The organism is Streptomyces sp. NPDC006516 (assembly GCF_040611875.1).
In the GTDB taxonomy this organism is placed as follows: Bacteria; Actinomycetota; Actinomycetes; order Streptomycetales; family Streptomycetaceae; genus Streptomyces.
The window spans coordinates 246,488-259,832 of record NZ_JBEXPD010000004.1; the positions used below are offsets into that span (position 1 = coordinate 246,488).

Annotated in this window: 13 protein-coding genes; 1 reads left to right on the forward strand and 12 read right to left on the reverse strand. The window is 70.6% G+C overall.

The genetic code is table 11. The annotated features are described in order from the left end of the window. Positions 1-129: 129 nt before the first annotated feature. From ABZY45_RS15460 to ABZY45_RS15515, 12 genes are all read right to left on the reverse strand, one after another. The gene (locus ABZY45_RS15460) at positions 130-2,958 is read right to left on the reverse strand and encodes a DEAD/DEAH box helicase (protein ID WP_356740080.1); all 2,829 of its coding nucleotides are present in this window, start codon (positions 2,956-2,958) and stop codon (positions 130-132) included. Between the two features lie 72 nt (positions 2,959-3,030). Then, positions 3,031-3,921, reverse strand: coding sequence for a diacylglycerol kinase (locus tag ABZY45_RS15465; RefSeq protein ID WP_356740082.1), 891 nt, complete (start codon positions 3,919-3,921; stop codon positions 3,031-3,033). A gap of 18 nt (positions 3,922-3,939) precedes the next feature. Continuing rightward, positions 3,940-4,902 (reverse strand): twin-arginine translocase subunit TatC, encoded by a 963-nt coding sequence (tatC, locus tag ABZY45_RS15470; protein ID WP_356740084.1) that lies wholly within the window; start codon positions 4,900-4,902, stop codon positions 3,940-3,942. Between the two features lie 49 nt (positions 4,903-4,951). Further along, on the reverse strand, positions 4,952-5,245 hold the full coding sequence (gene tatA / locus ABZY45_RS15475) for a Sec-independent protein translocase subunit TatA (RefSeq protein WP_356740086.1): 294 nt from the start codon (positions 5,243-5,245) through the stop codon (positions 4,952-4,954). Positions 5,246-5,458: 213 nt separating this feature from the next. Next, complete coding sequence (locus tag ABZY45_RS15480) at positions 5,459-5,656, reverse strand: hypothetical protein (protein WP_145806520.1); 198 nt, start codon at positions 5,654-5,656, stop codon at positions 5,459-5,461. A 21-nt stretch (positions 5,657-5,677) separates the two neighbouring features. Next, on the reverse strand, positions 5,678-5,953 hold the full coding sequence (locus ABZY45_RS15485; protein WP_356740088.1) for a hypothetical protein: 276 nt from the start codon (positions 5,951-5,953) through the stop codon (positions 5,678-5,680). A gap of 43 nt (positions 5,954-5,996) precedes the next feature. Beyond that, positions 5,997-6,953 carry a WYL domain-containing protein gene (locus ABZY45_RS15490; protein WP_356740090.1) on the reverse strand — a complete coding sequence of 319 codons (957 nt, stop codon included), beginning with the start codon at positions 6,951-6,953 and terminating at the stop codon, positions 5,997-5,999. 15 nt (positions 6,954-6,968) lie between these two features. Then, positions 6,969-7,922, reverse strand: a complete 954-nt coding sequence (locus ABZY45_RS15495; protein WP_356740092.1) for a WYL domain-containing protein — start codon at positions 7,920-7,922, stop codon at positions 6,969-6,971. A 115-nt stretch (positions 7,923-8,037) separates the two neighbouring features. Then, the gene (locus ABZY45_RS15500) at positions 8,038-8,412 is read right to left on the reverse strand and encodes an FKBP-type peptidyl-prolyl cis-trans isomerase (RefSeq protein WP_356740094.1); all 375 of its coding nucleotides are present in this window, start codon (positions 8,410-8,412) and stop codon (positions 8,038-8,040) included. A gap of 43 nt (positions 8,413-8,455) precedes the next feature. Further along, the gene (locus ABZY45_RS15505) at positions 8,456-9,391 is read right to left on the reverse strand and encodes an FKBP-type peptidyl-prolyl cis-trans isomerase (RefSeq protein ID WP_356740096.1); all 936 of its coding nucleotides are present in this window, start codon (positions 9,389-9,391) and stop codon (positions 8,456-8,458) included. Positions 9,392-9,513: 122 nt separating this feature from the next. Continuing rightward, positions 9,514-10,875 carry a Pup--protein ligase gene (pafA, locus tag ABZY45_RS15510; RefSeq protein WP_099178033.1) on the reverse strand — a complete coding sequence of 454 codons (1,362 nt, stop codon included), beginning with the start codon at positions 10,873-10,875 and terminating at the stop codon, positions 9,514-9,516. Between the two features lie 9 nt (positions 10,876-10,884). Next, a complete protein-coding gene (locus tag ABZY45_RS15515) occupies positions 10,885-12,144 on the reverse strand; it encodes an MFS transporter (RefSeq protein WP_356740098.1) in 1,260 nt (419 codons plus the stop codon). A 128-nt stretch (positions 12,145-12,272) separates the two neighbouring features. Between ABZY45_RS15515 and ABZY45_RS15520 the strand changes: the two genes are divergently transcribed. Beyond that, positions 12,273-13,301 (forward strand): LacI family DNA-binding transcriptional regulator, encoded by a 1,029-nt coding sequence (locus tag ABZY45_RS15520; RefSeq protein WP_356740100.1) that lies wholly within the window; start codon positions 12,273-12,275, stop codon positions 13,299-13,301. Positions 13,302-13,345: the final 44 nt, after the last annotated feature.

The following is a 13,345-nucleotide window of genomic DNA, read 5'->3' on the forward strand; positions in this document are numbered from 1 at the left end:
GGCCACTCGTCAGCCCATGGAGTCCGCGCCCCCGGGGGCGATCGCCCCTCGACGCGGCTCTCGCCGACTGATCGCCCTCGGCTCAGTTCACGCCGACAACGCTCTCCCCACGGAGCTCACCCCGAAGAGCTACCCCACGGAGCTGTAAGCCACCACACCCCGCAGGACCGCGTCGACCGCCTTGTGGGCGTTCTTCGCGACCGAACTCCCCTCCCGGGGCGCGGCAGCGGCGATCTGGCCGAGCACGTCGATGACCTGCTTGCACCACCGGACGAAGTCACCGGCCGGCATCTCCGCCTCACGGAGCACCTCGTCCAGCGACCGGCCGGAGGCCCACATGTAGACCGCCCAGGCGAAGCCGAGATCGGGTTCCCGCTGGCCGACCCCTTCCGTCTGGCTGATCTTGAAGTCCTCCTCGACGGCGTCGAGCCGGCCCCAGATGCGGACCATCTCGCCGAGCGCCGCCTTCGCGGGCCCGGACGGCAACTTGGGCGCCACGGCGTCGTCCGCCTGGCGGGCCTCGTAGACCAGCGCCGAGACGCACGCCGCGAGCTCAGCGGGGTTGAGCCCCTCCCAGACACGCTCGCGCAGGCATTCGCTGGCCAGCAGGTCGAGCTCTCCGTAGAGGCGTGCCAGCCGCCGGCCGTTGTCGGTGACCTCGTTGCCCCGCAGGTAGTCCAGCTCGGTCAGGAGCGCGACGATGCGGTCGAAGGTCCGGGCGATGGTGTTCGTCCGGCCCTCGATGCGGTGCTCCAGCTGCCGGGTGTCACGCTGCAGCCGGTGGTAGCGCTCGGCCCAGCGCGCATGGTCCTCGCGCTCGTCGCAGCCGTGGCAGGGGTGGGCGCGCAGCTCCGTGCGCAGCCGGGCGATCTCCCGGTCGTCGGCCGCCGCGGCCCGCTGCTTGCGGTGGCGGCCCGGGTCGATGTGACCCGCCTTGCTGCGCAGCGCCGATGCCAGGTCACGGCGGGACTGCGGTGAGCGCGGGTTGAACGACTTGGGCACCCGCATCCGCTCCAGCGCCTCGACCGGCACCGGGAAGTCGATGTGGGCCAGCCGCTTGACCTGCCGCTCGGCAGTGAGCACCAGCGGACGCGGCCCGTCGTGGTACTCCAGGCCGCGGTGGCCGTTGGTCCGCCCCGCGGGCAGTCCCGGGTCGAGGACCAGCGCGAGCCCTGCGAACTTGCCGGTGGGGACGTGGATGACGTCACCGGGCTTCAGCTTCTCCAGGGAGGAGGCCGCAGCCGCCCTCCGCTGGGCCGCGCCCTGTTTCGCCAGCTCGGTCTCGCGGTCCTTGAGGTCGCGGCGCAGGCGCGCGTACTCCTCGAAGTCCCCGAGGTGGCAGGTCATGCCCTCCTTGTAGCCCGCGAGGCCCTCCTCGTTGCGCTGGACCTGCCGGGAGATCCCGACGACGGAACGGTCCGCCTGGAACTGCGCGAACGAGGTCTCGAGCAGCTCACGCGAACGGTGCCGCCCGAACTGCTGCACGAGGTTCACGGCCATGTTGTACGACGGCCGGAAGCTGGAACGCAGCGGATACGTACGGGTGCCCGCGAGTCCGGCGAGCGCACCCGGGTCCATGCCCCGCTGCCACAGGACGACCGCGTGACCCTCCACGTCGATGCCCCGGCGGCCGGCCCGGCCGGTCAGCTGCGTGTACTCGCCGGGGGTGATGTCGGCGTGCTGCTCACCGTTCCACTTGACGAGCTTCTCGAGCACCACGGAGCGTGCGGGCATGTTGATGCCGAGCGCCAAGGTCTCGGTGGCGAAGACCGCCTTGACCAGACCGCGGACGAAAAGCTCCTCCACGACCTCCTTGAAGGTCGGCAGCATCCCGGCGTGGTGCGCGGCGATGCCCCGCTCCAGACCTTCGAGCCACTCGTAGTAGCCGAGGACGTGGAGGTCCTCGGGCGGGATGGACGCGGTCCGCTCCTCGACGATCTCCCGCACCAGGTGGCGCTTGTCCTCGTCGTTCAGCCTGAGCCCTGCCTGAAGGCACTGCTGCACGGCCGCCTGACAGCCGGCCCGGCTGAAGATGAAGGTGATGGCGGGCAGCAGCCCTTCGGCGTCGAGGCGGTCGATGACCTCCGGCCGTGAGGGGGTCCAGATCCGGCTGCGCTGGCGGCGCTCCCGCTCACGGTCGGCCTCGCGGACCATCTTCCCGCGACGGCGGTCGCGTGGGTTGTACCCGCGCTGGTTCTCCATCCGGGCGAGGCGGACGAGGTCGGGGCTGACCTCTCGCCGGCCGGTGCCCCGGCCGCCGTGGTCGCTCTCCTCCTCGAAGAGGTCGTACATCCGCCGGCCGGCCATGACGTGCTGCCACAGCGGCACCGGCCGGTGCTCGGAGACGATCACCTGGGTGTCGCCGCGGACGGTGTCCAGCCAGTCGCCGAACTCCTCGGCGTTGGACACGGTCGCCGACAGGGAGACCAGGGTCACCGACTCCGGCAGGTGGATGATCACTTCCTCCCAGACCGCGCCCCGGAAGCGGTCGGAGAGGTAGTGCACCTCGTCCATGACCACGTAACCGAGGCCGGTGAGCGCCTGGGAGCCCGCGTACAGCATGTTGCGCAGGACCTCGGTGGTCATGACGACCACCGGCGCGTCCGCGTTGACGCTGTTGTCACCGGTCAGCAGACCGACCTTGTCGGCGCCGTAGCGCCGCACGAGATCGGTGAACTTCTGGTTGGAGAGGGCCTTGATCGGGGTGGTGTAGAAGCACTTGCGCCCCTGCAACAGGGCCAGGTGCACGGCGAACTCACCGACGATCGTCTTGCCCGAGCCGGTGGGAGCGGCGACCAGCACCCCCTTGCCCGCCTCCAGGGCCTGGCAGGCCTCGATCTGGAACGGGTCCAGCCCGAACTCGTACATCTCGCGGAAGGGCGCGAGGGCCGTGGCCTGCTCGGCCGCACGGACCCGGGACGCCTGGTATCGCTCAGCTGGTGAGAGGTCCTCTGTCATCTTGCTACGAGCCTACCCGCCTCGTACGACACTCAGCCCGATCTTTATTTCACGGTGCAAGGACCCGTCCCGTCAGGGCGCGAGGACCCTGACGGCACCGGGTACGCAGGTGACCGTGAGCGGCAGCGCGCCCAGCGGCTCGCCGTCCGCGTAGGCCGTGACCCCGGGGGCCGCCAGCTCGATCGAGGAGACCCGGTGCACGGTGACCGCCGGGTGGTCGAGGTGCGTGCCCCGGTAGACCTTCGGGAAGACCCTGACCAGAGTGGCCCGGCCGCAGTCGCCGACCACGGTCACGTCGAACAGTCCGTCGTCCATGACCGCCCCGGCACAGATCCGCATGCCGCCGCCGTACGTGGTGCCGTTGCCCACGGCTATCAGCGCCGCCTCGATCTCGCGCACCGGTCCGCCGTCCAGCCGTACGCGGTAGGGGATCGGCCGGAAGGCCGCCAGCTCGGCGAGGATCGCGAGGTCGTACTTGAAACGCCCGCCGATCCAGCGCATCCGGTTGCCGCGGTCGTTCACCCGCGAGTCGAATCCGGAGGCCAGCACGGAGCCGAACCAGCGCTCCCCGGCCCGGCCGAGGTCGATCGTGCGTACCGTCCCGGCCTTGAGCGCCTCGGCGGCCAGCCTCCCGGCGGCAGCCGGCTGCCGTATCGGCAGCCCCAGCGCCCGGGCGAAGTCGTTCCCGGTGCCCACGGCCACGGCACCGAGGGGCGTCGACGTGCCCGCCACGGCCTGCAGGGCGAGGGACATCATGCCGTCCCCGCCGACGGCTATGAGCGCTCCGGTCCCGCCGGCCACGGCTTCCCGCGCCCGCCTCAGGGCGTCGTCGGCGTCTTCCCCGAGGACCGTGCGTACGGAGAAGCCGGCGTCCCGCAACGCGGAAGCGGCCGGCTGCGCGGCACGCGCGCCCCGGCCGCTTCCCGCGGTGGGATTGACGAAGAGGGTGATCTCGCTGGTCACCCGCCGGACCCTACAAGGTCAGGTGATGTCGTCGTAACCGTTGAGCCGGTGGGACCTGCCTCCGTCGGCGTCACCGTCCGACTGCTCGGGCAGTGCGGGGCGGGAGGTCACCGGCTCGACCGCGCCGACAGCCTCGGGGGTGAGGTCCAGCCGGGAGGCCTCGTCGTCGTCGAGCTCGGCGTCGGGGTTCGCCCGCCGCCTGCGCTTGTCGTTGAGCAGGGAGATACCGACCGCGATGAAGTAGAGGACGGCCAGCGGGCCCGCCAGCAGCAGCATCGAGATGGGCTCGCCGCCGGGGGTCGCGATGGCCGCGAAAGCGGTGAGGCCCACGAGCATGCCGCGCCACCAGTGCAGCATGCGGGTGCCGGACAGGACGCCGGTCATGTTGAGCAGGATGAGCAGCAGCGGCAGTTCGAAGGCCAGACCGAAGACGATCACCATGCGGGTGATCAGGTCCAGGAAGTCGTCGAGCGGCAGCAGGTTCTTCACGTTGTCGGGCGTGAAGCCGAGCATGATCTCTGCGGTCTGCGGCAGGATCGCGTACGCGAGGTAGGCGCCGCCCACGAAGAGGGGGACCCCCGCCGCGACGAAGGCCATCGAGTAGCGCTTCTCCTGCTTGTGCAGGCCCGGGGCGACGAACGCCCACAGCTGGTAGAGCCACACCGGGGTGGCCACCAGCACGCCCGCCATCAGGGACACCTTCAGCGCGATGGTGAACGGCGACAGCAGGCCGTTGGTGGTCATCTCCGCGCAGGGCCGGCCGTTGACCATGGTCAAGGCGCCGTCCTTGCAGCCGACCGAGTCAAGGATCGGCTTCATCAGGAACTCGAAGATTTCCTTCTGGAAGAACGCTGCCACGATCACGGCGACGACGATCGCCAGGACCGACTTCAGCAGCCGGTTGCGCAGCTCACGCAGGTGATCGAGGAGGGGCATCCGCCCCTCGTCGTCCTTCTCCTGCTTGCGGGCAGACTTGAGCAACCCACTTCCCTCGTCTCGTGCGGCAGCTTCCCGTGGTACGGGTCGGCTGTCAGCTCTGGGTGGTGGGCTTGGCCTCGCTGACCGGGCGGGAGCTGGTGACGTCTCCCGGGGCGGCCTGGATCGTGCGAGCGGTGGCCGCGGGCGGGGTGGTGTCCGCGACGGTCTCCGTGGTGGGCGTCGCGGACTCCGCGTCGTCCTTCTTCATGGCCTTGGCCTCGCTCTTGAGGATGCGGGCCGACTTGCCGAGCGAACGCGCCATGTCGGGGAGCTTCTTGGCACCGAAGAGCAGCAGGATGACAGCGATGATCAGAACGATCTCGAGGGGCTTCAGATTGCCGATCATGTGCGACTTCCTTCTCACTGAGGCGTCTGGAGGGTGGGGCTCGCTACCCGTGTGTCCGGACATATGTCCGACCTTCGCTGGCAGCGATCGTAACCCGCAGGGGTGAACACGAGGCAATGGCCGTGCGTACTCCCGCTTGCGGCCCGCACCTCCCTGCCTGGGCCGCTCAAGCAGAGTACCCCCCGAACCAGTGAATCTGGAGGGTGCGCTCCGCTATCTCAGAGCCTCACCGGTGTCGGCGAGCGTGGTGGCCGCTCGTTCGAGATCCTCGGCAGCCCGGTTGATCCGCCGCGTGGTCTCGGCGACCTGACCGGCGAGCCGCTGTGCCTCGACGAAGACCTTGACGGCCAGTACCCCGAGCACGGCCAGGCCGGCGAAACCCAGGGCGATGGCGAGCATGGGCCAGAACATGGACGGTTCCTCGATGTCTCGTCACCCCAGGGCGGTGTGCAGGCGCAGGGTGCGCACGCCACCGCCGCTGAGGAGTTCGATGATGCGCTCCCCGGCCGGCTTGCGGACCGCGGACCCGCACTCGGGGCAGGTGAAGGAGTAGAAGGTCGTACGGTGGCTGGCGCCTATGGCGAGGCGCAGCGCGGCCGACGGGAGCTCGAACCGTTCGCGGCAGTCCGGGCACGCGGCCCGGAAGCGTACGGCGGCGGGCACCGGGGCCGTGACCGGACCGGTCCGTGGGCTCGATATCGCACTCATGTGACCTCTGTCTCCGTCTCCTCGGTGCACCGGCGGCCGCCGTTCAGAGGGCGCCGTCGTAGGCGGCCAGAGCCTCACGCGCAGCGAGCCGGGCGCTCTCGGCCAGCTCATCGGGGGCGGTGATACGTCCCTCGCCGCCCAGCCGCAGGGCGAGTCTGCGCAGGGAGGCCGGGTCGGGGGTGCGCAGGGTGATCCGCAAGCCGCCGTCGGGCAGCTCCTCCGCACTGTCGTGGGGGTAGTACTCGGCCACCCACCGGCCGCCGGGACCGACCTCGACCACGACCTCCGGGTCCTCGGCGGCGGGCTGCACCAGCCCTTCGGAGAGGTCGCGCAGTTCCAGCTCGGGCGGGGCCGAGGGGGCGTCGAGCAGCCTGATCTCGGCGACCCGGTCGAGCCGGAACGTACGCCGGGCCTCGGTCAGCCGGCACCAGCCCTCCATATAGGTGTGGCCGACGGCGAAGAGCCGGATCGGGTCCACCTCGCGCTCGGTCAGCTCGTCGCGGGCGGGCGAGTAGTAGCGCAGCCAGAGCCGGCGCCGCTCGGAGATCGCCCGGTCCACGTCGGCGAAGACGCCGCCCTCGGACTCGAAGGTGACCGAGAGCCGCGAACTGGCGGCCCCCACCTCCCCGGCAGCCGTCTCCAGCTTCGCGGTCGCGCGCACGAGCGCCTGCCGGTCGCTCTCGCGCAGGCCGGGGAGCGTGGCGACGGCCCGGGCGGCGACCAGCAGGGCGGTCGCCTCGTCGGCGGCGAGCCGTAGCGGCTCGGCGACGTCGTCCGGATTGTGCCACCAGATCCGGTCACCGTCGGTGTCGATGTCCAGCAGGTCCCCGCCGCGGAAGCTGGTGCCGCACATGGGCAGGACGTCGAGGTCGGAGATCAGCTCGTCCTCGGTGATCCCGAAGGCCCGGGCAACGTCCTGCACGTGTGCGCCGGGGCGCTCGCGCAGGTACGTCACCAGGGAGAGCATCCGCCGGGTCTGGTCGATCGCGTTCGTGGCCACGAGTACGTCTCCCCCTCAGTCCTTGGCCACGGCGCGCAGCCGGTCCATCACATCGGCCCGCAGATCCGCGGGCTCGCTCACGATCACGTCCGCCCCGAACTCCACGAGCCAGGCGTCCAGCCCGTGTCCGTACGGAATCTCCAGCTCGTCCCAGCCGTCACCGAGTTCCCGTACCGATATCGCGCGGGAACGCAGGGGGTAGCCGGCGCCGGCACGCAGCCTGATGCGGGCGGTCCTGGTGGCGGTCTCGCCGGCCCAGCTCTCGACGGTCTCCCGTACGGTCACCACATCGGGGACCCCGGCGGTGAACGCGCCCGCGCGGGAGCGGACCTTCCCCGAGATCCGGGAGAGTCTGAAGACCCGCTCGGCGCCCCGTTCCCGGTCCCAGCCGGCCAGATACCAGTGGCCGCGCCAGCACTCGAGCGTCCAGGGCTCGACCTGCCGCTGCTCGGGCCGGGCGGCGTTGCCCTTGCGGTAGTCGAAGGTGACCGGGCGGCGGTCCCGGCAGGCGAGCATCAGCGGTTCGAACGCGGCCTCGTGGACCGGAATGCGGGGTTCGAGGGCGCTGTGCACCTCGTAGGCGTCCTCGGCCTCGGGCATGCCCGCGGCGCGCAGCTTCTGCAGCGCGCCACTGGCGGCCCCGGCGAGCCGGGCCTGCTGCCAGACCTTGGCGGCCAGTCCGAGGGCCGCGGCCTCCTCGGCGTCCAGCGTGATGGGGGGCAGCCGGTTGCTGTCACGGCGCGCGAGATAGCCGGTGTCGCCGTCCAGGTTCTCCACGGTCTCGATGACCAGGCCGAGTTCGCGCAGATCGTCCTTGTCGCGCTCGAACATCCGGTTGAAGGATTCGTCCGAGCCCGCCTCCAGGTAGGCCTCGATCGACCCACGGAGTTCGCGCTTGCTGAGCGGGCGCCGGGTACCCAGCAGACACAGTGCCAGGTTCATCAGCCGTTCGGCCTTGGCAATCGCCATCGACGCCCTTTCTCGACGTGCTCCTTGACCGTCGACCGTACCGCCCCGGGGTGTCCGGACCAAAGCGAGGGCCCGCGCCTTGCGGCACGGGCCCTGGCTGCTGTAGACGGACGGATCAGACGCCGACGAGGTCGCAGACGAAGATCAGCGTCTCGCCCGGCGCGATGGCGCCGCCGCCCGCGCCGCGATCGCCGTAGGCGAGGTGGGCGGGGATCGTCAGCTGACGACGGCCGCCGACCTTCATGCCCTGGACACCCTTGTCCCAGCCCGCGATGACCTGACCGGCACCGAGCTGGAACTGCAGCGGGGTGCCGCGGTTCCACGAGGCGTCGAATTCCTCGCCGGTGGAGAACGCCACGCCCACGTAGTGGACGGAGACGGTCTGGCCCGCCTGGGCCACCGGGCCGTCGCCTTCCCAGATGTCCTTGATCTCCAGGTCGGCCGGCGGCTCGCCACCCGGGAAGTCGATCTCGGGCTTCTCGATGCTCACTGAACTGCTCCTCCTACCGATGAACTGTGCAACCGGGACAGTCTTACATCTTTGCCAGGAGGTCCACGGCGAACACGAGAGTGGAGTTGGCCGGCACGGTCTGCTGCGCCTCGGAGCCGAAGCCCTGGTCCGGCGGGATGACGAGCAGCACGCGGCTGCCGATCTTCTTGCCGACCAGGCCGTTCTTCAGGCCCTTGAGGGTGACCTGGGCCAGCGGGAAGGTCTGGGTCTTGCCCGCCTGGTAGGTGCTGTCGAAGGCCTTGCTGCCCTTCCAGAGCAGCCCCACGTAGTTCACGACGACGCTGTCGGTCTCCTTGATGACCTCACCCTTGGACTCGAGGATGTAGTTGGAGACCAGCTTCTTCGGCGGGTCGCTCTTGGGGATCGTGACCGTCGGCGCCTTGCCGTCCGTCTTGGTACCGACCTTCGGCAGGTCGATGTTGTCCTGGGCGACCGGGGTGCCCTCGGCGGAGGCCGGGATCTGCGTGGCCTTCACGATATCGACGACGAAGACCAGGGTGGCGTTGGGCTTGATGTCGCCCTGGCCCTGCTCGCCGTAACCGAGGTCCGGCGGGATGACCAGCTCGACGCGGCTGCCGACCTTCTGGCCCACGAGCCCCTTGTCCCAGCCCTGGATGACCATGCCCGCGCCCAGCGTCAGGTCGAAGGGCTGCTTGCGGTCGAAGCTGTTGTCGAACGGCTTGGTGGAGTCCCACGCCTGTCCGAGGTAGTTCACCTGGATCGCGTCGCCGTTCTTGAGCTTCGCGCCGTCACCCTCACTGATGACTTCGGTCTTCAGTTCCTTGGGGGGGTCACCTTCGCCCTTCGCCAGAGTGGGCTTCTCGCCGAACTCGGCTCCAGCGGTGATCGCGGGAGCGCCGTTCGTGGACGAGGCGGAGTCGGAGGCCTTGTCGTCGCCGCATGCCACTGCGGACAGCAGCAGAAGGGGGACAACGAGAAGGCCGGCAAGTCGGCGCACTGGTTCCTCAGATCTCAGACGACACGTGAGTTGGTCCCCGCCACTCTAGGCCGAGCGAAGGGCCCCGTACGAGGAACGTACGGGGCCCGGTCGCGCGAGGGGAGGGACGCGCACGTCCCGGATCACATGCCCGCGATCAGCTTCTCCACCCGGTCGTCGACGGAACGGAAGGGGTCCTTGCACAGCACGGTGCGCTGCGCCTGGTCGTTGAGCTTGAGGTGGACCCAGTCGACGGTGAAGTCCCGCCGCTGCTCCTGGGCCCGGCGGATGAAGTCGCCGCGCAGCCGCGCCCTGGTCGTCTGCGGGGGCACCGACTTGCCCTCGAAGATCTTCAGGTCGTTGCAGATGCGGGCGGCCTGGCCCTTGCGTTCCAGCAGGTAGTAGAGCCCGCGCCGCCGGTGGATGTCGTGGTAGGCGAGGTCTATCTGAGCGACCCTCGGGTTCGACATGGTCATGTTGTTCTTCGCCCGGTACCGCTCGATGAGCTTGTACTTCATGACCCAGTCGATCTCGGTGCCGATCCGGTCGAGGTCCTCGGCCTCGATGGCGTCCAGGGTGCGCCCCCACAGTTCGAGGACCTGGTCGACGGTGCCGGTGCGGATGCCACGGCGTTCGACGAAGTCGACGGCCTTCTCGTAGTACTCGCGCTGGACCTCGATGGCCGAGGCCTCCCGGCCGCTGGCGAGGCGCACCTTGCGCTGTCCTGTGATGTCGTGGCTGACCTCGCGGATGGCCCGGATCGGGTTCTCCAGGGTCAGATCGCGCATCACCGTGCCCGCTTCGATCATGCGCAGCACGAGGTCGGTGGCGCCGACCTTGAGGAGCATGGTCGTCTCGGACATGTTGGAGTCGCCGACGATGACGTGGAGGCGGCGGTACCGCTCCGCGTCGGCGTGCGGTTCGTCCCTGGTGTTGATGATCGGGCGGGAGCGCGTCGTCGCGGAACTGACGCCCTCCCAGATGTGCTCGGCCCGCTGGCTGACGCAGTAGACGGCGCCGCGCGGCGTCTGCAGCACCTTGCCGGCGCCGCAGATGAGCTGACGGGTGACGAGGAACGGAATGAGGATGTCCGCGAGCCGGGAGAATTCTCCGTGCCGGGCCACGAGGTAGTTCTCGTGACACCCGTAGGAGTTTCCTGCCGAGTCGGTGTTGTTCTTGAAGAGATAGACGTCGCCCGCGATTCCCTCCTCGTGCAGGCGGCGTTCGGCGTCGACGAGCAGGCCCTCGAGAATGCGTTCGCCTGCCTTGTCGTGCGTGACCAGTTCGGTCACGTTGTCGCATTCGGGGGTTGCGTATTCCGGATGCGATCCCACGTCGAGGTACAGGCGGGCGCCGTTCCGCAGGAAGACATTGCTGCTGCGGCCCCATGACACAACACGGCGGAAGAGGTAGCGCGCCACTTCGTCAGGTGACAGTCGGCGCTGTCCCCTGAACGTGCACGTGACGCCGTACTCGTTCTCCAGCCCGAAAATGCGGCGGTCCATGACTGAACATTACGCCTTATGGCCTGAGCTGAAACCGGGTTCGGCAGCACCGTTTCGATCATTTTCCGATCCGGCCACAACTGCGGGCGTACGCCCGGGAGCTGCGAGGACCCTTCCGGTGGCCAGCAGAACCAGCAGCGCCGCCACTCCACCGGCCCCCGCGACGGCGAAACTCCACGCCGTCCCGCCGAGCTCGACGGCCGGTCCCGCCACCGCCGTCCCGGCCGCCGCGCCGACGCCGAAGGTGGTCACGAGCCAGGAGAACGCCTCGGTCACGGTCCCGCGCGGCGCGTGCCGGTCCACGACGATGAACGAACAGGCGATCGCCGGCGCGAGGAACACGCCGGCCAGTGCCGCCAGGGCGGTCATGGCGGGCACCCCGGGCGTCAGCGCCAACGGCAGGTAGCCCAGGGCCAGCAGCGCGACGATGACCCGCAGCCTCCGCTCGGGTGCCCCGGCCCACTGCCGCGCCCCGTACACCACCCCGCCGATCAGCGCGCCGAGGCCCAGCGCGGCCATCAGCCAGCCGTAGACGGACTCCCGGCCGTGGTCGTCGGCGTACGCGACCCCCGCCACCGTGATCGAGCCGAGGGCGAGCCCCACGAAGAAGAAGGCCCCCAGGAGGGCGAGCAGTCCGGGCGAGCGCAGTGCGCCCAGCCAGTGCGCCTCGCGGGGCTCGGAGCGCCAGGCCCTGGAGGGCTCGCACAGGACGACGGACAGGGCGCCCAGGACCCCGATGGCGTTGATGACCAGGAGAGCGGCGGCAGGGGACCAGAGCGAGACCAGGACCGTGACGAGCAGCGGCCCGACGGTGAACATGATCTCCTGCGCCACCGCGTCCATGGCGTACGCGCGGTGTACCCGGTCCTCCCGGCCGAGCACCGTCGGCCACAGGGCGCGCAGGCCGCCCTCCAGCGGCGGCGTGAAGACACCGGCCACGACGACCGCCGCGTACGCCGCGGGGAGCGAACCGAGACCTGCCAGGGCGAGCGCGGCCATGCCGAGCGCGGACACCACCGCCGCCGGCAGCTGGACGCGCGGCTGGCCGTACAGGTCGACGGCCCGGCCCAGCAGGGGCTGGCCCACGGCCGTGGCGAGGCCGTACGCCGCGGCGAGCGCGCCGGCCAGGGTGTAGCTGCCGCCCTCGGCCCGGGTGAACAGGACGATCGCGATGTGGGCGGTGCCGTTGGGCAGCCGCCCCACCAGCGTTCCCGCGAGCAGCCGGGCGGCGTGCCGCGCCCGGAGGATGTCCAGATATCCCGCGGCCATGTCCGCCCCTCTCCCCCGCCGGCGTCACCGCCTCGGGGTTTTACGTATAACGTCAGCGTTCATACGTACCATGTGGGCAGTCCGCCAGTCCATCCCACCGCACCTGACCGGCCAGCACGGAGGCACGAGTGAGCAGCGCGCAGCAGCCCGCCCCACCCCGGCCCACCAGCCGTGACGTGGCGAAGGCCGCGGGCGTCTCGCAAGCCACGGTCTCGCTGGTGCTCGGCGAGAAGTGGCGGGGCCGCGTGTCGTCGTCGACGGCCGAGCGGGTCCGCGACAGCGCCAGGGAGCTCGGTTACCGGCCGAATCTCGCCGCCCGCAGCCTCCGGATGGGGCGCACCCGTACGGCCCTGCTCGTCGTCCCCGCGCTGACCAACGAGTTCTTCGCCCGCGTGTACACCGGTGCGGCCGCCGTGGCGGCCGAGCACGACTTCGGCGTGGTCCTCTACCCCTCCCCCGACGGCACCGGCCCCGCCCGGGACCCGTTCGCCTCCGCGCGCGCCGCGCTCGACGGTGTGATCGCGTCCTCGATGGCCACCGGGGCGCTCGGTGCGCTGCGGGGCGCCGGTCTGCCGCTGGTGATGCTGGACAGCGATCCCGAGGACGGGGAAGCCGCCGCACGGGTGAACCTCGACATCGCGCACGGCATGCACCAGGTGGCCGGCCACTTGCTGGGACTCGGCCACCGCCGGATCGTCCATCTCGCCTCGGCGGTGGAGACCTGGACCTTCGCCGTGCGTGCCCGGGCACTGCGGGAGGCCGTGCGGGAGGTGCCGGGGGCCGCCCTGCGCACGGTCACGGCTGCGCTGGACGTCGGGGCGGCGCGCGCGGCGGCGGAGGCGGTGCTGTCCGCCCCCGGCCCGCCGCCCACCGCGATCGTGTGCGACGACGACATCCTGGCCGCCGGCGCCTGCAAGGCAGCCCGCAGACGAGGCCTGCGGGTCCCCGGTGACATCTCCGTGACGGGCTTCGACGACCTGGCGCTCGCCACGGCGGTCGAGCCGGAACTCACCACCGTGCGCCTCCCGGCGGAGCAGGTCGGTCAGCGGGGCATGACGGCTCTGCTGGACGTCCTGGAGGGCCGTCCCGCGGCCCGTCATGACCTTCCCGTACGTCTGGTGGTACGCGGCTCCACCGCGCCCCCGCCCACCGCATGACGGTGCCCCCGGAGGCGCGCTGAGCGTCCGGGGGCACCGTCAGG

Coding starts and splice junctions, on each gene's coding strand:
- tatA (WP_356740086.1), bottom strand. CDS start 5,245: ATGATCGGCAATCTGAAGCCCCTCGAGATCGTTCTGATCATCGCTGTC.
- ABZY45_RS15480 (WP_145806520.1), bottom strand. CDS start 5,656: ATGTTCTGGCCCATGCTCGCCATCGCCCTGGGTTTCGCCGGCCTGGCC.
- ABZY45_RS15460 (WP_356740080.1), bottom strand. CDS start 2,958: ATGACAGAGGACCTCTCACCAGCTGAGCGATACCAGGCGTCCCGGGTC.
- ABZY45_RS15495 (WP_356740092.1), bottom strand. CDS start 7,922: ATGGCGATTGCCAAGGCCGAACGGCTGATGAACCTGGCACTGTGTCTG.
- ABZY45_RS15485 (WP_356740088.1), bottom strand. CDS start 5,953: ATGAGTGCGATATCGAGCCCACGGACCGGTCCGGTCACGGCCCCGGTG.
- pafA (WP_099178033.1), bottom strand. CDS start 10,875: ATGGACCGCCGCATTTTCGGGCTGGAGAACGAGTACGGCGTCACGTGC.
- ABZY45_RS15515 (WP_356740098.1), bottom strand. CDS start 12,144: ATGGCCGCGGGATATCTGGACATCCTCCGGGCGCGGCACGCCGCCCGG.